General features: G+C 62.1%; 21 protein-coding genes and 1 pseudogene. 15 read left to right on the top strand and 7 right to left on the bottom strand.

Annotated elements, in window-relative coordinates; genetic code table 11:
- The first annotated feature begins 4 nt into the window (after positions 1-4).
- From BC363_RS29660 to BC363_RS29635, 6 genes and pseudogenes are all read left to right on the top strand, one after another.
- Entirely contained in the window at positions 5-226 is a 222-nt protein-coding gene (locus BC363_RS29660) for a DUF2007 domain-containing protein (protein ID WP_053250818.1), read from the top strand.
- A gap of 37 nt (positions 227-263) precedes the next feature.
- Complete coding sequence (locus BC363_RS29655) at positions 264-1,055, top strand: methyltransferase (protein ID WP_141690482.1); 792 nt, start codon at positions 264-266, stop codon at positions 1,053-1,055.
- Between the two features lie 76 nt (positions 1,056-1,131).
- Entirely contained in the window at positions 1,132-1,998 is an 867-nt protein-coding gene (locus BC363_RS29650) for a S49 family peptidase (protein WP_065782753.1), read from the top strand.
- Positions 1,999-2,139: 141 nt separating this feature from the next.
- On the top strand, positions 2,140-2,331 hold the full coding sequence (locus BC363_RS29645) for a hypothetical protein (RefSeq protein WP_065782751.1): 192 nt from the start codon (positions 2,140-2,142) through the stop codon (positions 2,329-2,331).
- Positions 2,332-2,444: 113 nt separating this feature from the next.
- A complete protein-coding gene (locus BC363_RS29640; RefSeq protein ID WP_065782749.1) occupies positions 2,445-3,407 on the top strand; it encodes a glycine--tRNA ligase subunit alpha in 963 nt (320 codons plus the stop codon).
- A gap of 53 nt (positions 3,408-3,460) precedes the next feature.
- Positions 3,461-3,958, top strand: a pseudogene (locus BC363_RS29635) (nucleoside kinase); the annotation flags it as partial.
- Positions 3,959-3,961: 3 nt separating this feature from the next.
- Here BC363_RS29635 and BC363_RS29630 read toward each other — a convergent pair.
- Positions 3,962-4,159 (bottom strand): hypothetical protein, encoded by a 198-nt coding sequence (locus BC363_RS29630; RefSeq protein ID WP_065782747.1) that lies wholly within the window; start codon positions 4,157-4,159, stop codon positions 3,962-3,964.
- Between the two features lie 250 nt (positions 4,160-4,409).
- Between BC363_RS29630 and BC363_RS29625 the strand changes: the two genes are divergently transcribed.
- From BC363_RS29625 to BC363_RS29605, 5 genes are all read left to right on the top strand, one after another.
- Positions 4,410-4,958, top strand: a complete 549-nt coding sequence (locus BC363_RS29625) for a LemA family protein (RefSeq protein WP_065782745.1) — start codon at positions 4,410-4,412, stop codon at positions 4,956-4,958.
- A 93-nt stretch (positions 4,959-5,051) separates the two neighbouring features.
- The gene (locus BC363_RS29620; protein WP_065782743.1) at positions 5,052-6,320 is read left to right on the top strand and encodes a 3-phosphoshikimate 1-carboxyvinyltransferase; all 1,269 of its coding nucleotides are present in this window, start codon (positions 5,052-5,054) and stop codon (positions 6,318-6,320) included.
- Positions 6,321-6,472: 152 nt separating this feature from the next.
- Positions 6,473-8,413: a DUF2207 domain-containing protein gene (locus BC363_RS29615; protein ID WP_065782742.1), complete on the top strand. Its 1,941-nt coding sequence runs from the start codon at positions 6,473-6,475 to the stop codon at positions 8,411-8,413.
- 113 nt (positions 8,414-8,526) lie between these two features.
- Positions 8,527-10,692, top strand: a complete 2,166-nt coding sequence (gene glyS, locus BC363_RS29610) for a glycine--tRNA ligase subunit beta (protein ID WP_065782741.1) — start codon at positions 8,527-8,529, stop codon at positions 10,690-10,692.
- A gap of 13 nt (positions 10,693-10,705) precedes the next feature.
- Positions 10,706-11,209 (top strand): DUF523 domain-containing protein, encoded by a 504-nt coding sequence (locus BC363_RS29605; protein ID WP_065782740.1) that lies wholly within the window; start codon positions 10,706-10,708, stop codon positions 11,207-11,209.
- A gap of 117 nt (positions 11,210-11,326) precedes the next feature.
- Here the strand turns inward: BC363_RS29605 and BC363_RS29600 are convergent, their stop codons facing one another.
- The 5 genes from BC363_RS29600 to BC363_RS29580 form a co-directional block, all read right to left on the bottom strand.
- Positions 11,327-11,854 carry a plant virulence effector HPE1-like domain-containing protein gene (locus tag BC363_RS29600; protein ID WP_065782738.1) on the bottom strand — a complete coding sequence of 176 codons (528 nt, stop codon included), beginning with the start codon at positions 11,852-11,854 and terminating at the stop codon, positions 11,327-11,329.
- A 107-nt stretch (positions 11,855-11,961) separates the two neighbouring features.
- The gene (gene purD, locus BC363_RS29595) at positions 11,962-13,233 is read right to left on the bottom strand and encodes a phosphoribosylamine--glycine ligase (protein WP_065782736.1); all 1,272 of its coding nucleotides are present in this window, start codon (positions 13,231-13,233) and stop codon (positions 11,962-11,964) included.
- Between the two features lie 146 nt (positions 13,234-13,379).
- Positions 13,380-15,743, bottom strand: a complete 2,364-nt coding sequence (locus tag BC363_RS29590) for a GGDEF domain-containing phosphodiesterase (RefSeq protein WP_065782734.1) — start codon at positions 15,741-15,743, stop codon at positions 13,380-13,382.
- Complete coding sequence (locus BC363_RS29585; RefSeq protein ID WP_065782732.1) at positions 15,740-16,780, bottom strand: spermidine/putrescine ABC transporter substrate-binding protein; 1,041 nt, start codon at positions 16,778-16,780, stop codon at positions 15,740-15,742. The genes BC363_RS29590 and BC363_RS29585 overlap by 4 nt, the downstream gene beginning before the upstream one ends.
- A 171-nt stretch (positions 16,781-16,951) precedes the next feature.
- The gene (locus tag BC363_RS29580) at positions 16,952-18,151 is read right to left on the bottom strand and encodes an MFS transporter (protein ID WP_065782730.1); all 1,200 of its coding nucleotides are present in this window, start codon (positions 18,149-18,151) and stop codon (positions 16,952-16,954) included.
- A 108-nt stretch (positions 18,152-18,259) separates the two neighbouring features.
- On the opposite strand from BC363_RS29580, the gene BC363_RS29575 reads away from it, so the two are divergent.
- The 3 genes from BC363_RS29575 to ubiA all read left to right on the top strand — a co-directional run bounded on the left by BC363_RS29575 (position 18,260) and on the right by ubiA (position 21,084).
- The gene (locus tag BC363_RS29575) at positions 18,260-19,075 is read left to right on the top strand and encodes a helix-turn-helix transcriptional regulator (protein ID WP_065782727.1); all 816 of its coding nucleotides are present in this window, start codon (positions 18,260-18,262) and stop codon (positions 19,073-19,075) included.
- A gap of 166 nt (positions 19,076-19,241) precedes the next feature.
- Positions 19,242-20,048: a MipA/OmpV family protein gene (locus BC363_RS29570; protein ID WP_065782725.1), complete on the top strand. Its 807-nt coding sequence runs from the start codon at positions 19,242-19,244 to the stop codon at positions 20,046-20,048.
- A 76-nt stretch (positions 20,049-20,124) separates the two neighbouring features.
- Positions 20,125-21,084: a 4-hydroxybenzoate octaprenyltransferase gene (ubiA, locus tag BC363_RS29565; RefSeq protein WP_065782723.1), complete on the top strand. Its 960-nt coding sequence runs from the start codon at positions 20,125-20,127 to the stop codon at positions 21,082-21,084.
- A 482-nt stretch (positions 21,085-21,566) separates the two neighbouring features.
- Here the strand turns inward: ubiA and BC363_RS29560 are convergent, their stop codons facing one another.
- Entirely contained in the window at positions 21,567-22,133 is a 567-nt protein-coding gene (locus BC363_RS29560; RefSeq protein ID WP_065782722.1) for a DUF6101 family protein, read from the bottom strand.
- 326 nt (positions 22,134-22,459) lie between these two features.
- Between BC363_RS29560 and BC363_RS29555 the strand changes: the two genes are divergently transcribed.
- On the top strand, positions 22,460-24,910 hold the full coding sequence (locus tag BC363_RS29555; RefSeq protein WP_065782721.1) for a DUF1217 domain-containing protein: 2,451 nt from the start codon (positions 22,460-22,462) through the stop codon (positions 24,908-24,910).
- The last annotated feature ends 6 nt before the right edge of the window (positions 24,911-24,916 follow it).

The raw sequence follows: 24,916 nt of genomic DNA, 5'->3' as shown, positions 1-24,916 counted from the left end.
CTGGATGAAGGAATTGATCCGCACCAACGACGTCGTTCTGCTTTCTTTTGCGGAAAGCCTGATGAAGGACGCCGGTATCAACTGCCTGATCGCCGATCAGGGCATGAGCATTCTGGAGGGGTCGTTGGGCCTGCTGCCGCGCCGTTTCCTCGTGCCGGACGACGATGCCGATGCCGCGCGCCGCATTCTGATCGAGGCCGGGCTGGAAGCGGAGTTGCGGGCATGATCGCCGGTTCGTCTGCCGCCGCAGGTGACGATCGGCCATGAGCGAACGACCTATTACGCTTGCCCAGACCGAAACGGTCGATGCGTTTCATCGCGGCAGGTTCCACGTCGTGCAGCCGCTGGGGCAGGGGCATCGCTCCGGCATGGATGCGATGCTGCTGGCCTCGCTGGTTGCCGCCGACCGCGCCTGCCGCGTGGCCGATCTTGGCGCAGGCGCCGGTGCTGCCGGCATGGCGGTCGCCTCGCGGCTTGATCTGGCCGAGGTCGTTCTGGTGGAGCGCTCGCCGACCATGGCGGCGTTTGCGCGCCGAAGCCTGGCGCTTTCCGAAAACGAACGTTTCGCCGAACGGGTGTCGGTGATCGAGGCCGACGTCTCGCTTGCCGGCAGGGCGCGCCGCGCCGCCGGGCTACCAGACGATGCCTTCGACCATGTGATCATGAACCCGCCTTTCAACGATGCCTCCGACCGGCGCACGCCGGACGGCCTGAAGGCCGAGGCGCACGCGATGAGCGACAACCTGTTCGAGATCTGGATCAAGACGGCGGGCGCGATCATGAAGCCGGGCGGGCAATTGTCGCTGATCGCCCGGCCGGAATCGATCGCCGATATCATTGCGGCCTGCGGCCGCCGCTTCGGCGGCATCGAGATTACGCCGCTGCATCCGCGCATCGGCGAGAATGCCGTGCGCATCCTCGTCACCGCGATCAAGCAGAGCCGCAAGCGGCTGGTGCTGAGAGCGCCGCTGATCATGCACGAGGAGGGCACCCATCGCTTTTCTCAAGATGTCGACGATCTCAACAACGGGCGCGCTGTCTATCGGCGCCGTTGATTTACCGTATGCGGCATTGCGTTTGGACGACCAGTGCATACATGCAAGGGCAAGAGTTCGTATTGCAGGAGTTGAAATGGCCGGGTTCTTCAAAAGGCTGATGCCGAAGCGTTTTCGGCGGGATGGCGTTGCGATCCCCGTCGTACGGCTTCACGGCGCAATCATGGCCGGCGGCGGTCAGTTTCGTCCGACGCTCAATCTGGCTTCGGCCGCTCCCTTGCTGGAGAAGGCCTTCGCGGTGAAGGAAGCCCCGGCCGTTGCGATATCGATCAACTCGCCCGGCGGGTCGCCGGTGCAGTCGCGGCTGATCTACCAGCGCATCCGCGATCTCGCCGAGGAAAAGAAGAAGCGCGTGCTCGTCTTCGTCGAGGACGTGGCCGCTTCCGGCGGCTACATGATCGCGCTTGCCGGCGACGAGATCATCGCCGATCCGACCTCGATCGTCGGTTCGATCGGGGTGGTGTCCGGTGGCTTCGGTTTCCCGGAACTGTTGAAGAAGATCGGCGTCGAGCGGCGCGTCTATACGGCCGGCGAGAACAAGGTCATGCTCGACCCGTTCCAGCCGGAAAAGGAACGCGACATCGAGTTTCTGAAAAGCCTGCAGCTCGATATCCATGATACCTTCATTCAGATGGTGAAGGCCCGCCGCGGGCAATTGCTGGCCGACCATCCCGACGTCTTTTCCGGTCTTTTCTGGACGGGGCGGCGCGGATTGGAGCTCGGTCTGATCGACGGCCTTGGCGATCTGCGCGGCGAGGTGAAGAAGCGGTATGGCGAGAAGGCGCGGCTCGAACTGATCCAGCCGGTGCGCAGTCTCTTCGGGCGCCGCCAGACCGGTGCATCGATTGCCGGCGATATCGCCGCGCCGATCGCGGCTTCTGCGATGGCAGGTCTTGCCGAAGCAGTAGAGGAAAGGGCATTGTGGGCGCGTTTCGGGCTTTGAACCGCGACCGGCGCGACGGGCCTACAGCGCCGCGCATCTTATTAGACGCGCAAAGGTCGCTGTAGCACTTTGAATGGCTTCATATTTTTATCCTCAAATCGAACTCGATTTGAGGATAAAAGTATGCAGTAGGGAGGAAAAATGCCGCAGCTTATCCTGCTCCTGATCGCAGGCATCGTTCTATGGATCGGCTACCGCAAGTTCATTGCGGATGCCAAGAAACTGACGCGTCAGCGCGATCAAACGCGCCGAGAGCAGCAGACCGGCGCCAGCGGGACTCTCGTCAAGGATCCCGAGACCGGCGAATACCGGCTCAAGCGCGAAGACGACTGAGATTTTCCGTGCGTCTTTGCGTGCACGCAGATCCGCCTGGGCGCTTGACCCCTGTCGCCCGGCGTGGCACCACCTGTCCGGCTCTCATTTCGTGAAGAATTCGGACGTTCCCCATGACCACCGCCTCGCTGCCCGACCACATGAACCCCAAGCGCTCGTTCCAGGCCCTGATCCTGACGCTGCACAACTATTGGGCCGACAAGGGTTGCGCGGTGCTGCAGCCCTACGACATGGAAGTCGGCGCCGGTACGTTCCATCCGGCAACGACATTGCGTGCGCTCGGTCCCCGTCCATGGCGTGCGGCCTATGTCCAGCCCTCCCGTCGCCCGACCGACGGCCGCTATGGCGAGAACCCGAACCGTCTGCAGCACTATTATCAATATCAGGTGATCCTGAAGCCGAACCCGTCCAACCTGCAGGAGCTTTATCTCGGCTCGCTGGAGGCGATCGGCCTCGATCCGTTGCTGCACGATATCCGTTTCGTCGAGGACGATTGGGAAAGCCCGACGCTGGGCGCCTGGGGCCTTGGCTGGGAATGCTGGTGCGACGGTATGGAAGTGTCGCAGTTCACCTATTTCCAGCAGGTCTGCGGCATCGAATGCTCGCCGGTCTCCGGCGAGCTGACCTACGGTCTCGAGCGTCTGGCAATGTATGTCCAGGGCGTCGACAATGTCTATGATCTGAACTTCAACGGCCGCGAAGGCGCCGAGAAGATCAGCTATGGCGACGTCTTCCTGCAGGCGGAGCAGGAATATTCGAGGTACAACTTCGAATACGCCAATACCGCAATGCTGCACCAGCACTTCATCGATGCCGAGGCAGAATGCCAGGCTCTGCTGGCGGCCGGCGCACCTGCGGACAGTACCAACAACCAGCTGCACAGGTGCGTCTTCCCGGCCTACGACCAGTGCATCAAGGCAAGCCACGTCTTCAACCTGCTCGATGCGCGCGGGGTGATTTCGGTCACTGAGCGGCAAAGCTACATCCTGCGTGTCCGCACGCTGGCAAAGGCCTGCGGCGAAGCGTTCCTGCTGACCGATGCCGGCGGCGCGAACCTCAACCGGGACGCTGCTTGATCGCCGGGCCCGCCAGCCTCATCGTTCACATCAATGGCTAGCCGGGCACCGGAAAGCTGACCATCGCACGCCATCTCGCCGAACATCTCGGCGCGAGGCTTGCCGACAATCACACCCTGATCAATCCGGCCGAGGCGCTGTTTGCCGGGGGCACGCCGCTCTATCGCTCGCTGCGGGCAACGATCAGAACGGCGGTGCTCGACCATGTACGCCGGGCCGACGCTTCGCAATCCTTCCTTTTCACCGACGCGCTTTCGGATGATGCATTGGACAGTCGCGCGTTCGAAGACTTTGCGACACTGGCCGCCGATCGCGGCGCCCGTTTCGTCGCTGTCGTTCTCGATTGCGCGATCGAGGAGAACCTGAAGCGGTTGATGCGTGCGGGTCGTTCCAGGGCCCACAAGCTGACCGATCCGCAAGTGTTGATCGATCTCAGAAGCCGGCACGCTCTGTTGAGAGGAAAATGCGATCAGCTGATCGAACTCGACGTCACCCATATCGGCGCCGATGAAGCCGCCAGCGAGATTGCGACGCGGATGGCCCGGGGCTAGATCTCAGATCGTGTCGCTGGCATCGACGCTGATCTTCCAGACCGGCTTCAACGTGGGGTAAGTGCCCGTGTAAGCCTGACCGGAGTAGGTCTGCAGCGCCCGGCGGACACCGGTTGGCCTTTCGGCCGAACCAACGCTCGCATAGGCAACGAAGAGCGCCGTAAAGGCGATCACGTTGATGAGGGTTGCGAACGTTTTCATGGTCTTCACTTCGTATCCGGGGTTCTTCGATGGGGCGACTATCACCCATCGTCCGGCTCTCTGCGGTTCCCGATGGAACAGGAATCGAGGTGTTTTGGCGTGCGGATGTGCCGTAGCGGTGAACAGTGTGTTCATCGCCTTTGGTCAGCAGTTGGGGAGGAGTGCGTTTCTCCGCCCGGATGCCGCAGAAAGGTCTTTGAAGCTGGAAAGCCGGTGTTAATCTCTGCCGAGCTTTTTTGGAGGGTATCCCATGATCGGTCTGGCCATCGGCGTCGTCGTGATCCTGTATCTGGTTTTCGTTTACAACGGCCTCGTCAAGGCGCGGCAGATCGCAGAGGAAGCCTGGTCGGGCATCGACGTGCAGCTGAAGCGGCGCGCCGATCTCATCCCCAACCTGATCGAGACGGTGAAGGGCTACGCCGCCCACGAGAAGTCGACGCTCGAGGAAGTCATCGCGATGCGCAATCGCGCCCAGGCCGTTCCGGCTGGCGATGTCGAGGGGCGGGCCGCTGCGGAAGGCGCCCTGTCGCAGGCGCTCGGCAAACTCTTTGCCCTTGCTGAAGCCTATCCGGATCTCAAGGCCAACGAGAATTTCGCAGAGTTGCAGCGCTCGCTGGAAACGATCGAGGGCGAGATCCAGATGTCGCGCCGCTACTACAACGGCGCGGCGCGCGACCTGAACGTCAAGGTCGAGAGTTTTCCGTCGAACCTCATCGCCAACGCTTTCCGCTTCGTGAAGGCCGGCTATTTCGAGATCGCCAACGAGGCGGATCGTGCGGTGCCGCAAGTCAAATTCTGATCGGGGACGTTACCCGATCACGCCATCCAATGATAAGAGACACGCCTGCCGAGGCTGAAAGCCTCGGCGCCAGTTGCATAAAGAGACCCGAGCATGAGTGATACCGTGAAGAAGCTGACCATCCTGCCGACCGACCACCCCTTGCGCGGTCACGTCCGCCCGCCGGGTTCGAAGTCGATCACCAATCGGGCGCTGCTTCTTGCGGGGCTTGCTAAGGGCACGAGCCGGCTGACGGGCGCGCTGAAGAGCGACGACACGCGCTATATGGCCGATGCCTTGCGGGCAATGGGCGTCGAGGTCAGCGAGCCGGACGAAACCACATTCGTCGTGACTGGAACCGGTCGGCTCGCGTCGCCGTCTGCTCCGCTGTTCCTCGGCAATGCGGGAACCGCGACACGCTTCCTGACGGCCGCGGCAGCTCTGGTCGACGGCCCGGTGGTCGTCGATGGTGACCAGCACATGCGCAAGCGGCCGATCAAGCCGCTTGTCGATGCGCTGCGCACGCTTGGTGTCGAGGTCACGTCGGAAACCGGGTGCCCGCCGGTGACCGTCAATGGCAAGGGCGGCTTCCCTGCCGGCCGTATCGAAATCGACGCCGGTCTTTCCAGCCAATACGTCTCGGCTCTGCTGATGGCAGCCCCGGGCGCCAAGGGCCCTGTCCGTATCGAACTTGCCGGCGACGACATTGGCGCGCGCGGTTACATCGATCTGACGGTCGCAGCGATGCGCGCCTTCGGCGCCGAAGTGGAGCAGCTGAGCCCATCCGTCTGGCAGGTTGCGCCGACGGGCTATCGCGCCGCCGACTTCGCAATCGAGCCGGACGCGTCGGCCGCGACCTATCTCTGGGCCGCCGAAGTGTTGACCGGAGGAGCCATCGACCTCGGCGTGCCGGCTTCCGTGTTTTCGCAGCCCGATGCGCGCGCCCACGCCGTCATCTCCACCTTCCCGAATCTTCCCGCCGTCATCGACGGGTCGCAGATGCAGGACGCGGTGCCGACGATCGCGGTACTTGCCGCCTTCAACGAGACGCCCGTGCGCTTTGTCGGACTTGCCAATCTGCGCGTGAAGGAATGCGACCGCGTCCGCGCCCTGTCGCTGGGCCTGACCGCCATCCGCCCGGGGCTTGCCCACGAAGAGGGCGACGATCTCATCGTCTCCTCGGATCCGGGACTTGCCGGGCAGACATTGCCGGCCTCGATCGACACATTTGCCGACCATCGCATCGCCATGAGCTTCGCCCTTGCCGGGCTAAAGATCCACGGCATTGCCATCGAGGACCCCGGCTGCGTCGCCAAGACCTATCCGGCCTATTGGGATGCGCTTGCATCGCTCGGCGTTGCCTTCACGGGTGATCGTCCTTGATATCGCGCCGAATGAAACCGCTCCTCCAGCTTTTCCAGGAAAAGGGCGAAGCGGTTTTCCGCCAGGAAATGCGAAAACCAAAGAAATAGAGTGTTTCCATGACTCCGTGCAAAATGGAAACGCTCGAGATCGATCGGAAGGTCTGAGACCGCATGACCCGTTTCGTCGCCCTGCTCGGCATGTTGTTCTTCCTGATGGCGACGGCGGGCGCCGGGCGGGCGGACGAGGTGTTCTCGTCCTATAATTCGGTGATCGATGTCGCCAAGGACGGGACGCTGACGGTCACCGAAACGATCACGGCCAATGCCGAGGGCAACCAGATCCGGCGAGGCATCTTTCGCGACCTGCCGCTGACCTTCACCGATGCCAAGGGCCGCCGCAGCAGGGTCGATTTCAAGCTGCTGTCGGTCGAGCGCGACGGTGAGGAGGAGCCCTACCGAACCGAATCGATCTCGGGCGGCATCCGCATCTACACCGGATCCGCGGAGGTCTTTCTGCCGCACGGCGAGCATACGTTCCAGTTCACCTATGAGACGAGCCGGCAGATCCGGTTCTTCGATGATCACGACGAACTCTATTGGGGCGTGACGGGCACCGAATGGGCTTTCCCGATCGATGAGGCAAGTGCAACCGTCAATCTGCCGGAAGGCGTGCGGGCCGAGGCGCTCGACGTTTTCACCGGCGGCTACGGCGCGACCGGCAAGGACGCGCGCGCGTCGGAGGAAGGCAGCGAGATCTTCTTTGCGACCACCCGGCGGCTTGAGCCGAAGGAGGGGCTGACCATCGCGATCAAGATGCCGAAGGGCAGCATCGACCGGCCGTCCACGAGCCAGGAAAACACCTGGTGGCTGCGCGATCATATCGCGCTTCTGATCGCCGGAGCGGGACTTGTGGTGGTAGTGCTCTACTATGGTCGCGCCTGGCTGAAGGTGGGGCGGGATCCGGCGCGCGGCGTCATGGTGCCGCGCTGGGACGCCCCCGACGGCATTTCCCCGGCGCTCGTCAACTATATCGACAACAGGGGCTTTTCCGGCGAGGGCTGGACGGCTCTGTCTGCGTCTGCGCTCAGCCTCGCGGTCAAGGGCCATGTCGTCCTCGAAGATCTGAAGAGCGCCATCATCATTGCCGCGACCGGCAAGGGCAGCAGCGAGAAGCTGCCGACCGGCGAGGCGAGCCTGATGAAGGCCGTCAATGCCGCCGGCGGCAAGCTGAAGATCGACAGGGTCAACGGCACGAAGGTGCAGGCGACGGGGGCCAGCTTCCGCAATGCCATGGAGCGTGAGCACCGCGGCAAATACTATCTGGCCAACACCGGCTACATCATCGCCGGCGTGTTGCTGTCGGTTCTGGCGGTCGCCGCCGTGTTCCTGTTCGGCGATTTGAGCGAGGACAGCATCCCGCTGGTGATCGTCCCCGTCTTCATCGCCTTTTTCGTTTCGATCTTCGCCGTTTCCTTCGGCAAATCCCTGCGGCGCGAAAAGAGCCTGATGAGCCGCATCCTGTCGATCGTGGTCATCGCCTTCATCGGCTTCGTCGCCTTCACCATCTTTTCCAGCGTCCTGGCGGTGGTCTTCTACTCCGCCGCCGAGACCGACGAACTGCCGCTTCTGTTTGCAATCGGCGGCATCGTGCTCGTCAACGTGCTGTTCTTCTTCCTGATGGGGGCGCCGACGCCGCTCGGCACCCGGATGATGGATGGCATCGATGGCCTCCGGCAATACATGACGCTTGCCGAGAAGGACCGGATGAACATGCAAGGGGTGCCCGAGATGTCGCCCCTACACTTCGAGACGCTGCTGCCCTATGCCGTCGCGCTCGGGGTGGAAAAGCCGTGGACGCAAACCTTCGATCGCTGGCTGCTGGCCGCCGCTGCGGGGGCTGCGGCCGCTGCCGCCTACCAGCCGGCCTGGTACCATGGCGACGGCTTCGGCTCGACGTCGTTCGGCGATCGGATCGGCGGCTTTGCCGGCTCTATGGCCGACACCATGACCTCCTCCTTGCCGCCCCCGCCGAAATCCTCGTCGTCAGGTTTTTCCACCGGCGGCGGCTTTTCCGGTGGCGGTGGTGGCGGGGGCGGCGGTGGTGGCTGGTGATCGCGCCGCGCCCCTCCTGCGTGCAGGTCAAATTCATCGTCGGGCTTGGTGACATTTTCGCCAGAGCTTGCTAAGTCGGCCGCAACCGTCCGGAACAGAAAAAGTCATCTCCTATGCCCGATCTTCTTATCGAACTCCGCTCCGAGGAAATTCCTGCCCGCCTGCAGCGCAAGGCGGCTGGCGACCTCAAGAAGCTGCTGACCGATGCGCTGGTGGAAGCGGGCCTGACCTATGAGGGCGCACGCGAATACTGGACGCCGCGCCGGCTGACGCTCGACATCCGTGGCCTCAATGCCCGGTCCGCCGATGTGCGCGAAGACCGCAAGGGCCCGCGCACCGACGCCAACGAAAAGGCGATCGAGGGCTTTCTGCGCGGCGCCGGCCTGTCCTCGATCAGCGAGGCCCATGTCCACAGCGATCCGAAGAAGGGTGATTTCTACGTCGCCCATATCGTCAAGCCGGGCCGTCCGGCCGAAGAGGTCGTCGCCGAGGCGATGCCGGAGATCATCCGCAACTTTCCCTGGCCGAAGCCGATGCGCTCCGGTGCCGCCTCGGCCAAGCCGGGCGCCTTGCGCTGGGTTCGCCCGCTGCAGTCGATCGTCTGCACCTTCGGCTCGGAAACCGACGAAACCCATGTGATCGCCTTCGAGGTCGACGGCATCGTCGCCTCCAACGTCACCTATGGCCACCGCTTCCATGCGCCTGAAGCGATCACCGTGCGCCGCTTTGCCGATTATGCCGAGAAGCTGGAGCGCGCGAAGGTCGTGCTCGACGGCGAACGCCGCAAGCAGATGATCTCCGCCGACGCGCATAATGTCGCCTTTGCCAACGGGCTCGAGCTCGTCGAGGACGAGGGCCTGCTCGAGGAGGTCTCCGGCCTCGTCGAGTGGCCGCAGGTTCTGATGGGAAGCTTTGAAGAGAGCTATCTCGAGATCCCCTCGGAAATCATCCGCCTGACGATCAAGACCAACCAGAAGTGTTTCGTGACCCGTGCGCCGGGTGCCGAGACGCTCTCCAACAAGTTCATCCTCGTCTCCAACATCGAGGCGAAGGACGGCGGCAAGGAGATCGTTCACGGCAACGGCAAGGTCGTGCGCGCCCGCCTGTCGGACGCCGCCCACTTCTGGCACCGCGACCAGGGCAGCCTGCCGGACCTGGAGACTTTGAAGCCGTCGGCTGAAAAGTTCGACCTCGACCTGAAGAAGCCGCTCGACCAGCGCATGGCGAAGCTCGACGCGCTGAACGTCACCTTCCATGCCAAGCTCGGCACGCAGGGCGAACGCGTTGCCCGCATCCGGGCGCTTGCCGCCGAGCTTGCCAAGGTGACCGGCGCCGACGCCAAGTTGGTCGACCGTGCCGTGGTGTTGGCAAAGGCCGACCTGCGCACCGAAGCCGTGGGCGAGTTCCCCGAACTTCAGGGCATCATGGGCCGCAAATATGCGCTGCTTCAGGGCGAGGACAACTCGGTGGCAGCTGCGATCGAAGATCACTGGAAGCCGAATGGCCCTTCGGACCGCGCACCGACCGATGCCGTCGCCGTAACCGTGGCGCTTGCCGACAAGCTCGACACGCTCGTCGGTTTCTGGGCGATCGATGAAAAGCCGACCGGCTCCAAGGATCCCTATGCTCTGCGCCGCGCTGCTCTCGGTGTTATCCGCCTCATCCTCGAAGGTAAGGCGCGCCTGCCGCTCACGCCGTTCTTCGAGATCGCGCTGACCGCTTTGCGAGTGCAGAAGCCGGGGCTGACGAGCGACGTGTCGGCGGACCTGCTGTCCTTCTTCCATGACCGTCTCAAGGTCTATCTGCGCGATCTCGGCGCCCGCCACGACCTGATCGATGCGGTACTGACGCCGGATGTGGACGATCTTCTGATGATCGCCCGCCGCGTCGAGGCGCTGACGGCCTTCATCACCGACGAAGAGGGCAGGAACCTGCTGGCCGGTACCAAGCGCGCGACGCAGATCCTGGCGGCCGAAGAGAAGAAGGGCACGGCGGTGGCTGACGCGGTCGACGCTGGTCTCTTCCGTCTCGATGCCGAAAAAGCGCTGCACTCCGCAGTTCAGCTGGGCTCCGGCGAGGCACGCGAGGCGATCGCCAAGGAGGACTTCCGTTCCGCCATGCAGGCCCTGGCGAAGCTGCGCGAGCCGGTTGACCAGTTCTTCAATGACGTTCTCGTCAATGACGACGACGCGTCGATCCGGGCAAATCGCCTGGCGCTGCTCGGTCTCATCCGTTCGGCGACCGGCACGGTTGCCGATTTCTCCAAGATTGCGGGATGACGGGGAGGGGCGCATGACGGCGAAGATCCTCGTCAGCGCCTGCCTCATGGGCCATTCGGTGCGCTACGACGGCGCGTCGAAGCCGCTTATCCACCCGGCCATCGACCGCTGGCGCGAAGAAGGCCGGCTCGTCACCATCTGTCCGGAAATGTCGGCCGGCATGCCGGTGCCGCGCCCGCCGGCCGAGATCGCGTCCGGTATGTCCGGAGTGGACGTGCTCAATGGCGAGGCGATTGTCGTCGAGAACACCGGCCGCGATGTCACCGGCGAATTCCTGGATGCTGCCGAGAATGCACTTGCGCTCGCACGCGAAACGGACTGTCGTTTCGCGCTTTTGATCGACGGCAGCCCATCCTGCGGTTCGGGTTTTGTCTATGACGGAACGTTTTCGGGCGCCCGCCATGCGGGGCAGGGCGTGACCGCCGCGCTTCTCATCAAGAACGGTATCGAGGTCTATTCCGACAGAGAGATCGAAGCCTTGGTCGCGCGGATCGATGGCCGGCGCGAGCCGCGATAAAAAGATTGCGCCCCTGCTTCTCTCAGGGACGCAATCTCTCGCTGTTTCAGCGAATCGCCCGTCAGCCCTGAATGCAGGGGCGGCTGAGCGGGGCAGGGAACTTTCCCGATTAGGTCGTTAGTTTAGCCGAAGTTCGAGACCCGACGGATCAAATTGCCGTGAGCTTTCGGCGGCGGCCGACGCCGAGACCGCCTGCTCTGCCTGCTTGATGGTCTGAACCGCCGCAGTGGTGGCTGTCTCGTCGATCAACGACGCAGCCATGTCAGGATTGCCCGGGTTGCTGGCGTCGGTACCGGCAGCGGCGGTTGCCATATCAGCCTGGTCGGTTCCGCCCGCGGCCGCCTTGAGGACGTCCTCAGACGGTTTGCTGACGAAGACAACGGGCGAGCCGCCGAGCCAGGCTTCGGTGCGCACGAGCTTCATCTCGCCGTTGATCTGCTTGAGCTCGACCTTCTCGCTGCCGACGGCGATCTCCGGAACGATGTAGGTGACCTTCTTCTTGATCTGCAGCGGCGGGCAATGTGAGCAGGAGACCGTTGCCACGCTGGAATTGACCGCGTCCCCGGAAACGACCGCTTCGATCGACGATGCCCAGGCGCTGCCGGCTGCAAGCGCAACGGCGGTGGTGATCAGCAGCAGGCGCATCGGTCTTCTCCCCGAGTTTGTTCTCGGCGAGAATATGCGTTCCCTCTTACTTTCCCGTCAGGAGATTTGGTAAAAATTGAATGATCCGGCGTATTTGCCGACGACGGTCAGGCCTTTTCGCGAGCAACCGCGCGCCAGCCGATATCGTGGCGATAAAAGCCGTTGTCCCAGGAAACGCCGTCGACTGCCGAATAGGCGCGGTCCTTGGCAGCGCTCGCACTTTCGCCGATTGCCGTGATGTTCAGCACCCGGCCGCCCGTTGCAACCAGGCTGCCGTCCTTCATCGCTGTGCCGGCATGAAACACCTTGGTCTGCGGCGAGGCTGCCGGAAGCGTAACGATAGGCGTGTTCTTGTCGTAGCTGCCCGGATATCCCTTCGACGCCATGACGACGGTCAGTGCCGTCTCGTCGCGCCACTCGGCTTCCATGCCAGCAAGCGTGCCGGTTGCGGCGGCATAGAGCAGCGGCAGCAGGTCGCTCTTCATTCGCATCATCAGCACCTGGCATTCCGGGTCGCCGAAACGCACATTGTACTCGATCAGTTCCGGCCCCTTGGCGGTGATCATCAGCCCGGCAAAGAACACGCCGGAGAAGGGATGTCCGCTCTCCGCCATGCCCCGCATCGTCGGTTCGATGATCTCCTTCATCGTGCGCTCGATCATCTCCGGTGTCATCACAGGCGCCGGCGAATAGGCGCCCATGCCGCCGGTGTTCGGACCGGTGTCGCCATCGCCGACGCGCTTGTGGTCCTGCGCCGAGGCAAGCGCGAGCGCGGTCCTGCCGTCGCTAAGGCAGAAGAAGCTTGCCTCTTCGCCGTCGAGATAGGCCTCCACGACCACTTCTGCGCCGGCCGCACCGAAGGCGCCGTCGAAACAGTCATCGACCGCAGCAAGCGCTTCGTCGAGTTCCATGGCGACGGTCACGCCCTTGCCGGCGGCAAGCCCATCGGCCTTGATGACGATCGGCGCGCCCTGGTCGCGCGCATAGGCCTTGGCGGTTTCGGCATCGGTGAAGCGGCCATAGGCGCCGGTCGGGATGTCGTATCTGGCGCAGAGGTCCTTGGTGAAGCCCTTGGACCCTTCGAGCTGGGCGGCAGCGGCGGAAGGACCGAAAACGGCGATATCGGCAGCGCGGAGCACGTCTGCGAGGCCCGCGACGAGCGGACCTTCCGGCCCGACCACGACGAAGTCGATCGCCTCTTTCAGACAGAAATCAACGACCGCAGCATGGTTGTCGGTGTCGAGCGCAACGAGGGTCGCTTCCTCGGCAATCCCGGGATTGCCGGGCGCGGCATAGAGCTTGGTCAATTTCGGCGACTGCGCGATCTTCCATGCCAGCGCATGTTCGCGTCCACCCGATCCGATCAGAAGAACCTTCATTGCCTGCCCCCGACATGCCGAAATTGTTGCGTTGCGGTTAAGGCGGCGCGGCTGTCAGGTCAAGGGGGCAGGGGGCCGTGAGGCACGATTCCCGCGCGGAAGGCATTTCCCGGGGGTGCCGTGGGGTAGGGGGCGCTAACCTGCGCTCAGGCAATTGCCTGCTGGTTCTTGCGATCACCCTGCTCGTTGCCATAGCGCGCGGTGCGCGTCAGTGCCCAGATGCCGAGATCCTCGAGCGGCAGCGGCTTGCTGATGAGGTAGCCCTGGAAGAGGTCGCAGCCTGCAGCGGTCAGCATCGAGAGTTTCTCCGGCGTATCGACGCCTTCGCCGACGACGGCAACGTCCTTGGCGTGGCACAGCGCGATCAACGCCCTCAGAACCGGCAGCGATTGCGATGCCGTGAGGTTCGAAACAAGCGCCCGGTCAAGTTTGATCGTATCGGCGGTATATTCGATGATTTGCTGGACGGAGGTGTAACCCGCTCCGAAATCGTCGATCGATAGACGAAAGCCCTTTTGGCGAAGCTCATCGATGTTGCGGCGGAGCTGGTCGCTGAACTTGACCGCGAAGGTCTCCGTCAGTTCGATTTCGATCGATTGCGGCTGAAGCCCGTGGCGGTTGAGGCAATCCGAGAAATAGTCGGCGATCGCCTTCGAATGCAGTTCGGCCGAGGAAATGTTGATTGCCAGGATCGTATCGGGACCAAACAGCGCTTTCAGCTGCCCGCAGTCGGACATCGCCTTGTTGATCACCCACCAGTCGATCTTGGTAAAGAGGCCGGAGCTTTCGGCGATCGGTACGAATTCGTCCGGCGTCACGTTGCCGAGCACCGGCGAGTACCAGCGCAACAGCGCCTCGCACCCGGCCACCCGGCCATCGGTATCGACGATCGGCATGTAGACAAGGTGGAATTGTTCATCCGGATCGAGCGAGCGCAACTCGTCCTGGATCTGGCGCACGCGCGTGCGCTTGTCGTGCAGGGCGCGCGAGAACCGGGACGAGCGGTTCTTGCCGCTGGTCTTTGCCTGATACATTGCTGCGTCGGCATTTGAGATCAACTCGGCAAGATTGGTCGCATCATCGGGGCAGATGGCAGCGCCGATGCTGGCGGTGACCGGATAGCTCTTGTCGGAGACTTCGAAACCGTCTTCGAACAGGGCCAGGATGGCCGCGGAAACTTCCCGCACGGTGCCGTCGCCCGGCCGGGAGCGGACCAGCACCGCGAATTCGTCGCCCGAGAGCCGCGCCAGGATCGCCGGTTTCTGACCGCGTCGCTCGGTGATCGCTTCGACATTCTCGGCGATGCGCGTTGCCAGGGTCTTCAGGAGTTCGTCGCCGATCTCATGGCCATGCTTGTCATTGACGAACTTGAAGTTGTCGATGTCGATGAACAGCAGGCTGCATTTTTCGCCCGAGACGATGGCCTCGCGAACGATGCCGGCGGCAACGGCGTTGAAGTGGCCGCGATTGCTGATCCCGGTCAGCGTGTCGGTCCAGGAGCTGCGCTGCACCAGTTTGAGCGACTGTTCCGACTGGCGATGCAGCTCTCTGATGTTCTCCGTCAGGCGCCCGATCTCGCCCTTCTCGTCCATGTTGCGGATCTCGTCATGGGCGCCGACCATGACGGCCATGACGTTGGCGTCGAGCGTGGCAATCGGGTCGGTGATGAACCGCCGGATGAGAACGATGATCAGCCAGATCGAAAACAGGCTCATTGCCACGGCGCCAAGCGCCAGCAGCAGTTTCTGTTGGGCCATCAACCGGTCGAAATGATCGTTGGAAACCGTCAGCGTCGCATAGAGCGATGGCCCGAGATGCACGCTTGCCGAAAGGTCGTCGGTGACCGCCAGCGGCCACGGCTGAAGCACGACGTCGGCGCCATATTCTTGCTTCAGCGTCTCCTGCATGTCGAGGAAACGATCCGGCTGGATTGCCACCTGGATAAGCAGCGCACCCGATTTCTTGCTCGGCAGCGGCCGCGTGAACGTGACGGGATCGAGGAAGTACGAATAGACGATCCGGGCTTTCTGTCCGGCGTCGTAGAGATAGGTCCAGTCGGCGAGTTTTTCTTCGCGCACCAGCCGCCGTGCCAGATTGAGCTGTGCCTCGTCGATTTCGGCGAAGGGATCCCAGCTGTTTTCGAAATAATATTCGGACTGCAGGTTCGATGTCAGGATCGCCAGCGACACGTAGCCCATCGGGTCGTCGGAAAGCGACTTGACACTTTCCTGCAGCCGGACGCCGAGCGCATTGGCCCGATAGCTTTTGTCGGTTTCCGAGATGTACTGGCGCAGCGCGTTGCTGTTCAGGAGCGCATTGAGGAAGCCCTTGCTGCGGCCGATTTCGTTCTGGAAGACAGCGGCGGCGTGTTCCAGCCGCTGGGACAGTTTGGCATGTTCGAGCGCCCGGATCGAGCGGCTCTGGGTGACATGGACCGACACCGCCGCCAGCAGGTAGCCGGCGAGCACCACGGGAAAGATCAGGATGAGTGCGCGCTTGCCGAGGGTCACTGGAAATTCGCCAATGTGCTGATGATGCGTCGGCGCAGCTGCACCGACGTCGTTGACAGTTCTTGCTGGTACTGGCTCTTGGCCAGAATGTCTGATGACGGATAGATCGCCTGGTCCGAGCGCATCGCCTCCGGCAGGAGCGCAAAGGCGGCTTTGCTGGGCGTCGGCATGTTCAGCGCCTGCGCGTTTGCGGCGGCACTTCCGGGCGAGCCGATATAGTCGAGGAAGGCGAGCGCTCGCACCTTGTTTGGCGACTTGGCGACAACCGACATGCAGTCGAGCCAGGAAAGCGTGCCTTCCTTGGGTACGACATAGCGCCAGACGCCCGGTGTGCCGGCCTTGTCGTTCAGGACGTGCTGGTCGCCGCTGTAGCCGAGCGCCATGTGGATGTTTTTGCCGATCGCCTGGTTCTGGATCGAGCTGATGACGTATTCATAGGTCAGAACGGCCGGCGCCTGTTCCTTCATCATGTTGAATGCGGTCTTCAGCGTTGCCGGCTCGTTGGTGTTGATCGACTCGCCGAGCAGCATGAGGGGTGCGACAAAGGCCTCGTTGTGGTCGTCATACATGGCGACGTGTTTGGTGAGCGCCGGAGCCGGCTGCATCAGGTCGCGCCAGGACGTCGGCGCTTCAGGCAGCATGTCCGATCGGTAGAGAATTCCCATCGTGCCCCAGAGATAGGGTAGGCCATGGTTCGAGCAGCGCTTGCGCCAGCTTTCGTCATAGTCCCGAAGCGAGGCGACATTCGCCTCGTCGACCTTCTCCAGGATGCCTTTGCGCCCGAAGATCGCTGCCCCGTTTTCCCCGGTCAGCACCAGGTCGACAATGCTGTTCGGGTCGGCCAGCACTTCGTCGCGGGTATCGCCGCTGTCGTAATAGACCTGGTGTATTCCGACGCCGGTTATCGCCGTCCAGCGGTCGAGGATCGCCTGATCGATATAGGATTCCCAGATGAGCAGGTTGAGCGTTTCGGCTTGCCCCGCCGTTGCCAGAAGCAACGTCGTCAGAAAGGCAGGAATCGCCGATCGCCCTCGCATTGTCTACCCCTGCCCAAGCCCCACCCAGCGACCGTAGCGCGCAAAAATTGATGAATGATTACGCAGGGCTGCGGGAAATAGCAGGGCTGGAGCAAGGCATTACCGGGCGGAAAAAACAGACCGGGCGCCACATGGCGGCGCCCGTTGAAAAGCCTGCCGTACGATGTCTGCCTAATGCCGCGCGGGCATCTTCGGCAGAAGGATCGTCAGAATGCCGAGCAGCGGCAGATAGGAGCAGATGGTGTAGACGAACTCGATGCCCTGCCGGTCGGCAAAAATGCCGAGAAGGGCTGCACCCATGCCGCCGAATCCGAAGGCGAAGCCGAAGAATACACCGGCAATCAACCCCACGCGACCCGGCACCAGTTCCTGCGCGAAAACGACGATCGCCGAAAACGCGGAGGAGAAGATGAAGCCGATGATGATCGACAGCATACCGGTCCAGAAGAGGTTGGCATAGGGCAGCATCAGCGCGAAGGGGATGACGCCGAGGATCGAGAACCAGATGACGAAGCGCGCACCATACCGGTCGCCGATCGGACCGCCGAGGAAGGTGCCTGCGGCGGCCGCACCCAGGAACAGGAAGAGCATCAGCTGCGCCTGCTGCACGGAAACGCTGAACTTCTCGATGACGAAGAAGGTGAAGTAGCTGGAGATGCTGGCCATGTAGACGTTCTTGGTGGCGGTCAGCAGCACCAGGACGGCGACGGCCCAGATCACGCGGTTCTTCGGCAGCGGCAGCGCGCGGCTCGGCGCCGGCCTGCTCATCGACGAGCGGCGGTGGCGCACGTACCAGGTGCTGACCCAGGAGAGCACGAGGAAGCCGATGATCGCCACGATCGAGAACCAGCTGAGGCTCCCCTGGCCGAAGGGGATGACAATGAAGGCTGCGAGCAGCGGCCCCATGGCGCTGCCGGCATTGCCGCCGACCTGGAACAGCGATTGCGCCAGGCCGTGCCGCCCACCCGAGGCAAGGCGAGCGATGCGCGAAGATTCCGGATGGAAGATCGCCGAACCGACGCCGATCAGGCTTGCAGCGAGCAGCAGCATCGAAAAATCATGGGCGTTCGCGAGCAGGATCAGCCCGGAGCAGGTGGAAAGCATCGCCACCGGCAGCGAATAGGGCAGCGCCCAACGGTCGGTGATGATGCCGACAGCCGGCTGCAGCATCGAGGCGGTCAGCTGAAAGGTGAAGGTCAGAAGCCCGATCTGGACGAAATCGAGCGAATAGTTCGCCTTGAGCAAGGGATAGAGCGCCGTCAGCAGCGATTGCATGATGTCGTTCAGCATATGGCAGAAGCTGACTGCCAGGATGACGGAGAATGCCGTCTTTTCCGGGGTTATGCCCCCCGTTGAAGTAACCGTTGCCATGGATGGTTCCTTGCCGTCTCGATGGTTGTTTGCGGCGACGATTATCTCTACTGATGTTGCCCATGGCCTGCTTTTGTGATGTGGTCGAGTTCTTTCGTGAGTGGGCCAATGCCGATCCATCGAGTAACCTTGCCCGAACTGGCCGACGCCGACCACTTCAGGAACCTGGACTGGATCGAGGCCGGAAACTCCGCCGTGCTCGCCCTTGGCCGCGATTATGGCGCGGGCCTGACCGTTCCGCTCCACAGCCACACGCGCACGCAGTTGTGGTGGGCGCGCCAGGGTGTCGTTCTTTTGCGCACGGCCCACGGGCGTTGGCTCGTCCCACCGGGGCACGCGCTTCTCATCCCGGCAGGCGTCGAGCATTCGACCGAGATGATCAGCGATGTGCGCATGCACTCGATCTATTTCACCCCGTCGCTGCTGCGTGCCGAACGGCCGATGGTGATGGAGATCACCCCGCTCGCGGGCAGTCTGGTCGATGCGTTGGTCAGCGTCGAGAGCGAAACGATGTCGGAGCGGCGCGAACAACTGATCATGGATCTGCTCTTGGAGGAGATCGCTCTTCTGCATGAGCGGCCGCTCGGCCTGCCTTTCCCGCGCGAGCAGAAGCTGGCGCTTCTCTGCCGGCAGTTCCTGGAGGCGCCATCGGCCACGGCCAGTATCGACCAGTGGGCCGATCGCCTGGGTTTGAGCCGGCGGACATTCACACGGATGTTCCGCAACGAGACAGGGGTCAGTTTCGTCACCTGGCGCCAGCAGGCCTGCATCTTCGCATCGCTGCCGCGCCTTGCGGACGGCGAGCCGATCACCAATGTCGCGCTCGATGCCGGCTACGAGAACGTTGCAGCCTTCACCACAATGTTTCGGCGCATGCTTGGAAGCGCCCCCAGTCACTACCTGAAAATGTACCAGGGCCGGTAGGCGCCGTGGCCGGCATGGCAAACGCGAGCTGAATTGATCTGGTTAACGGAATCGTAGGAACAAAGGTCAATATGTCGCGCCGTGTCCTCTCAGATTGCGCCACTGGCCGGCGCGCGGGACACGGTTCAAACTTCGCCCCGGCGAATGATTCTTCCGGAGTTGTTCCTTGCGTATCCGTTCTCTTCTCCTCCTTTCTGGAACCCTTTTGTTGTCCGCAGGCACGGCCTCGGCTGGTGACGGCCAGTATTTCTGGTCCGGCGACTGGTACTTGAAGGTCGGCGCCACCGGCTTTCTCGGCCCGAAATACGAGGGCGCCTCCACGCGCATGTTCCAGGCCGCGCCGCTGGTCTCGCTTGGCAAGGCCGGCAGCACCGTTCGCTTCTCGTCGCGCAACGACAACATGTCCTATGCGCTGCTCGACCAGGGCGGTTTCCGCGCTGGTGTCGCCGGCAAGCTGATTTTCGAACGCGACGCGGGCACCTCCAGCGACCTCAAGGGGCTCGCCCCAGTCAAGTTCGGTGGTGAGCTCGGTGGTTTCGCCGAAGTCTACCCGACCGATTGGTTGCGCGTGCGCGCGGAAGTCCGGCAAGGCATTCGCAGTCATCATGGCATCGTCGCCGATGTCACTGCGGACGCCTTTATCGATATCAGCAGCAATGTTCGCATTTCCGCCGGCCCACGTATGACGGCTGCCACCAGCGACTATTTCAGCGCCTATTACGGCGTGAACGATGCCGAGTCGGCAGCATCCGGCCTCAGCACCTATAATCCGCACGGCGGCATGCATTCCGCCGGTGTTGGCGCGGCGATCAACTGGCAGGCAACGGAAAAGCTCGAAACCGGCGCCTACGCCGAGTATCGCCGCCTGTTGGGTTCGGCGGCCGACTCCAGCCTCGTGCGCGAGCGCGGCAGCCGCAACCAGTTCCTCGTCGGCCTGTCGGCCACTTACCGCTTCGACTTCACCCTTCCCTGAACGATGCCGGCAAGCGTCGGGACGATGCGGCATCGAACCGCTTGACCGTCCCGGCGCGCGGCGTCAAACAGGGAGCATGAACACGTTCTCCGCCGATTCCGGACGCGTCCACGACGCCCCGTCGAACAACTGGGTCTACCGCGTGCTGCCGCGCGCGCTCTGGCCCTATGCGCAACTTGCTCGCTGGGACCGCCCGATCGGTTGGCAATTGCTGATGTGGCCATGCCTGTGGTCGATCGCCCTGGCCTCGGGTGCAGCGGCGGCAGCGGGGCAATTTTCGCTTGGCCGGTTCGTTTTTCACAGCTTCCTCTTCATCGCCGGCGCCATTGCCATGCGTGGCGCGGGCTGCACCTTCAACGACATCGTCGATCATGACATCGACATGGAAGTCGCGCGAACCCGTTCGCGCCCATTGCCGTCGGGCCGGGTTTCCCGCTTTCAGGCAAAGGTCTTCATGGTGCTGCAGGCGCTCGTCGGGCTCGTGGTTCTTCTGCAGCTTAACGCCTTCACAATTTTGCTCGGCGTGCTGTCGTTGGGACTTGTGGCAATCTATCCCTTTGCCAAGCGCTTTACCGACTGGCCGCAGTTCTTCCTCGGCCTTGCGTTTTCCTGGGGTGCGATCATGGGCTGGACGGCCGAGTTCGGGTCGCTTTCGCTCGCTCCCCTTTTTCTCTACGGCGCTGCGATTGCCTGGACGATCGGCTACGACACGATCTACGCCTACCAGGACCGGGAAGACGACGAACTTATCGGCGTGCGGTCGACGGCTCGCCGCTTCGGCGACAATCCACGCCCCTGGCTGATCGGGCTCTACGGGCTTGCCATCGTGCTTATGCTGTTGTCGTTTCTCGTAGCCGGAGCGGGGCTGTTTGCCTATCTCGGTTTGCTTGTCGCCGCCGTGTTGCTGATCTATCAGATCCTGGTGCTGAACATTCACGACCCCTTGCAATGCCTTGCCTTGTTCAAGTTCAATGGTGTCGTAGGGCTGATCATCTTCGCCGGGCTCGTCACGGCCCTTTTTGTTCGGCTGATGTGAAAAATCCTCCGTCTTGGCGGAGGATCCGGCCGTTTATCCAAATTGCTCGATGCACGTCTTGCGTATTTACCGATGCGTCGGCAAAGGCTGGAGCACGTCAGGCCCAGCTTACTTCCGTGACAGCCTTGCGCTTCTTTGCCTTGGCACGTGCACGCAAAATGGCGGCGACTGCGGCAACGGTTGCGGCGAGGTGCTTGCGCATCGGGTGTCTCCTTCTTTCGTGACCTTGGCTATGAGCCCGATATGGCATGAAGAAGGCGAAGCGGCTGTTTCCAAAGGAACACCTCGATTTGGCCGCGAACGTTTTGACGTTACGGCGCCGCGCGTCAAGTATGACGCGCTAAGGGCGCTGTAGCACTTTGGACTTGCTGCATAATTTTCTCCTTAAATCGAATCCGATTTAAGGGATTATGCCGTAGCCGCAAACAAAAACCGGTCGCAGGGAACGACCGGTTTTTGCACTGGAGGAATTTCGGTTGGTGTCAGCTACGGGCGATGATTTCGCGTCCGTCGATCTTCATGGCGACGCCAAGCCGGCCGGTGGAGCGACGCACGAGGAAGCGCGGCCGGCGGTCGGCAAAGAAGGAATGGCGGCGCCGCGGCTTGAGCGGCGCGGTGCGAACCTCGCCGAGATGCTCTTCCAGCGCGCGGGCAACGCCATCGGCTTCGACCATCAGCATCGGAATGCGATAGGCCTCGGCCCAGGCGCGCCAATCGGCGGCGATATCGGAAAGATCATGTGCAACGAGCAGCGGAACGCAAAGGTCCGGATCGTCATGATGAAGTTCAAGCGTCACTGTAACGTCTCCGTCGCCGTGGTCGATCGCGCGTGCCGCGACCCCTTTGAATGCCCGCGCCGGCAGTGCGATCGAAAGCGGCAGGCCGCTTGATGGTAGCACCTTGCGCAGAACCGCGCCACGCTCGTCCAGGCTGATCGTGACATTGCCTGTATGGCCACGCAGGACGTAGCTTGCCTGCTGAGGAAAACGCTTCGGATCGAGCCGGAGCGTGTTTTCGACCCATGCGGGTTGAGAGAGTGTATTGCGCATTTCAATCGCCCTTGTTTTTCCTTGAGAGCCGATTTCCGGTCTTCTCTTCGGGACTTTTCGTCCTCTATGGGCTGGAGAATAGGCGGCTCCCCTTCCGGCCGACTTAAAAATCGCGGTTAAGAAAACTTTGCGTTTTTCGATGGTTAGCAAAAGCCGAGCGGCCAAGGTTTCCGTTTCGTCAACGCGGGCGCTCGCATTTTTGGCATTGGCCGGGCGGTGGCCGGGGAAAAGCCACACACAAGCCTGTCGTGCAATCATGTCGCGTCAGAATTCTGTTTCGGGGGATTGGTGCGACCCGCCCCTGGGTAAGCGACGGGGCAGCAGGCATGGTTTCGACCTATCTCAACTACAGCCGGATCACGAGCGACTTGAGGACCAGTCTCAATCGTGTTGCCGACCGGCCGCTGGTCGCCCGCGAGGCCGAGTACTACAAGGAAAATATCGGCAACGTGAAAACGGTCGACGAGTTCCTCGACGACTACCGTCTCTATTCCTATGCGATGAAGGCACACGGTCTCGAAGACATGGCCTATGCCAAGGCCTTCATGCGCAAGGTGCTTGAAAGCGACCTCAAGGACAAGGACAGCTTTGCCAACCGCCTGACGGACGACCGTTACCGCAACTTTGCCGAGGCGTTCAGCTTCAGCACATCGTCGGCCGCCGCGCAGACGACGGCGCAGCAGGATGCACTGATCGGTCTCTATAACGAACGGGTCGCCAATCTCGACACTGTTCTCAAAGGAGACAACGCATATTTCAATGCGGCGATGGATCTCGTCACCAACGTCGATCAATTCCTTGGAAATGAACGGCTGCGTTCATATGCATTCAACATCTTTGGCATCGACACGCGTAACTATTCCTATGATCAGGTCAGGTACGCGTTGACCAGCGAGCCGGCGGATCTGGCCAACTCCCAGACCGCGGCGCAGACCCGGCGCACCGAAGCCATGAAGACGCTGACCGACCTCGAGACGCGTGCAACTGCAATGCAGGACATCGACACGCTGACGGCTCAGCTCGCCGCTGCCGCGGAGGCTGACAAGCCGGCGATCCAGGCCCAGATCGACGCGAAGAACGCCATCGTCGCTGACCTCAACACCAAGCTGCCGCCGGTCGGTAGCGAAACGACCGCATTGGCGAACGAGCTTTCGACCGAAGTAAGCATGTTGAACAGGCAGATCAGCATGCTCGACGCCTATCGGCAGATAAACGGGGCCTTCAACTTCGAAGCCGATGGCAGCGTTCCTGCGGGCGGCAAGGCGATCACCGACGAAAAGAAGAAGATGCTGAACGACGCGCACATCTTCAGCAGTCCACGCCTGACCCCTTCCGGAGCCATCCTCAACCGCGATTACTTCGAACAGAAGATCGGTTCCATCACGACCGTCGCCGAGCTTGTGGCCGACCCGCGCCTCGCGGACTACGTCCGAAACGCTTTCGGCCTGCCCACCACGACCGTGAACGCGACGATCGAGAACATTCTCACCAGCGACATCAACGATCCGAACAGCTACGTGAACAAGTTCGGCGGTGAGTACAACAAGGCCTACAAGGCTCTGCTCGCCGCATTCAACTTCCAGCCCGACGGCACGCTGCCGGCGGGCACCAAGGCACAGACGGCCGAACAGACCAGTACGACCACCAATGGTTACATGGTCCACTACAACGACGCTGACGACGCAGCGGACGAAGGCAAGATCAGTCGCTACAAGTTGCAGATCAAGTCCATGACCAAGGTAGATGACCTCGTGGGCAACAGCGAATTGCGGTCCTTCGTGCTCAGTGCCTTTGGCCTTGAAAACGAAGATCTGACGCCGCGCGAGCTGAAGCAGATTCTGACGAGCGATCTCAACAATCCGGCAAGCTACGCCAATTCCTTGCGCGACGAACGCTATATCAAGCTGGTGAAGGCTTTCAATTTCAACGCGGACGGTACGCTCGGCTCACCCAAGCTGGTGCAGAACGAGGCCGACATCGTCAATACTGCCAAGGCATACATCGTCGAGAAATCGCGCTTCGGCACGGAGGACGAAAAGAAGGTCGCCAAGACGAAAGCGGAAGAGGAAAGCAAGTACTATACGACGCAGATCCAGAAAATCGAGACGCTCGACGATTTGCTCAAGGACAAGCGGCTCGTCGATATCGTGCTGATTGGCGCTGGCATCGACCCGGAAGGTGTCAACACCGATTACCTCAAGCAGATGTTCACCTCCGACCTCAACGATCGCAAGAGCTTCATCAATACCGATCCGAACGGCTTGAAATATCGCGAGGTCGTTTCCGGCTTCAACTTCGACAAGGACGGAAAGATCGTCACTGGCGAAGCCGGGCAGATACAGACGCGGCGTGGGCTCACCATGACGTTCGACCTCTACCTCAACCAGACGCTTGAGGAGAGCGAGGGCGAGGACAATGCCGGCGTTCGGCTGGCGCTTTATTTCAAGCGCAAGGCACCGGAAATCACCACGCCCTACGACCTGCTCGCCGACAACGCGCTGATGCAGGTCATTCGAACCGCCTATAGCATGCCCGAGGGCTTGGCGAGCGCCAAGATCGAGATGCAGGCCGCCTACATCGAACGCCTGATGGACATCAAGGACCTACAGGATCCGCAGGAGCTCGAAAAGCTGCTGAAGCGCTTCACCGCGCTTTACGACGTCGAGAACAACACCGACGTCAATCCGGGGCTTGCCATCCTGACGGGCGGCAGCGGCGGCGGCATCAGCGCCGACGCATTGTTTTCGCTGGCACAACTCAGAGCCGGCGGCCGGTAAACAGCG

Origin of the sequence: Ensifer sp. LC384 (genome assembly GCF_001695865.1) — a bacterium.
Taxonomy (GTDB): domain Bacteria; phylum Pseudomonadota; class Alphaproteobacteria; order Rhizobiales; family Rhizobiaceae; genus Ensifer.
This window is presented reverse-complemented; position numbering and strand designations above follow the sequence as displayed.

Bases quoted from the DNA above. Each gene is read 5' to 3' on its own strand.
- purD (WP_065782736.1), bottom strand. From the start codon at position 13,233: ATGAAGGTTCTTCTGATCGGATCGGGTGGACGCGAACATGCGCTGGCA.
- BC363_RS29660 (WP_053250818.1), top strand. From the start codon at position 5: ATGAAGGAATTGATCCGCACCAACGACGTCGTTCTGCTTTCTTTTGCG.
- glyS (WP_065782741.1), top strand. From the start codon at position 8,527: ATGCCCGATCTTCTTATCGAACTCCGCTCCGAGGAAATTCCTGCCCGC.
- BC363_RS29575 (WP_065782727.1), top strand. From the start codon at position 18,260: ATGCCGATCCATCGAGTAACCTTGCCCGAACTGGCCGACGCCGACCAC.
- BC363_RS29640 (WP_065782749.1), top strand. From the start codon at position 2,445: ATGACCACCGCCTCGCTGCCCGACCACATGAACCCCAAGCGCTCGTTC.
- BC363_RS29630 (WP_065782747.1), bottom strand. From the start codon at position 4,159: ATGAAAACGTTCGCAACCCTCATCAACGTGATCGCCTTTACGGCGCTC.
- BC363_RS29555 (WP_065782721.1), top strand. From the start codon at position 22,460: ATGGTTTCGACCTATCTCAACTACAGCCGGATCACGAGCGACTTGAGG.
- BC363_RS29650 (WP_065782753.1), top strand. From the start codon at position 1,132: ATGGCCGGGTTCTTCAAAAGGCTGATGCCGAAGCGTTTTCGGCGGGAT.
- BC363_RS29620 (WP_065782743.1), top strand. From the start codon at position 5,052: ATGAGTGATACCGTGAAGAAGCTGACCATCCTGCCGACCGACCACCCC.
- BC363_RS29615 (WP_065782742.1), top strand. From the start codon at position 6,473: ATGACCCGTTTCGTCGCCCTGCTCGGCATGTTGTTCTTCCTGATGGCG.
- BC363_RS29655 (WP_141690482.1), top strand. From the start codon at position 264: ATGAGCGAACGACCTATTACGCTTGCCCAGACCGAAACGGTCGATGCG.
- BC363_RS29585 (WP_065782732.1), bottom strand. From the start codon at position 16,780: ATGCGAGGGCGATCGGCGATTCCTGCCTTTCTGACGACGTTGCTTCTG.
- BC363_RS29600 (WP_065782738.1), bottom strand. From the start codon at position 11,854: ATGCGCCTGCTGCTGATCACCACCGCCGTTGCGCTTGCAGCCGGCAGC.
- BC363_RS29605 (WP_065782740.1), top strand. From the start codon at position 10,706: ATGACGGCGAAGATCCTCGTCAGCGCCTGCCTCATGGGCCATTCGGTG.
- BC363_RS29645 (WP_065782751.1), top strand. From the start codon at position 2,140: ATGCCGCAGCTTATCCTGCTCCTGATCGCAGGCATCGTTCTATGGATC.
- BC363_RS29560 (WP_065782722.1), bottom strand. From the start codon at position 22,133: ATGCGCAATACACTCTCTCAACCCGCATGGGTCGAAAACACGCTCCGG.
- ubiA (WP_065782723.1), top strand. From the start codon at position 20,125: ATGAACACGTTCTCCGCCGATTCCGGACGCGTCCACGACGCCCCGTCG.
- BC363_RS29625 (WP_065782745.1), top strand. From the start codon at position 4,410: ATGATCGGTCTGGCCATCGGCGTCGTCGTGATCCTGTATCTGGTTTTC.
- BC363_RS29580 (WP_065782730.1), bottom strand. From the start codon at position 18,151: ATGGCAACGGTTACTTCAACGGGGGGCATAACCCCGGAAAAGACGGCA.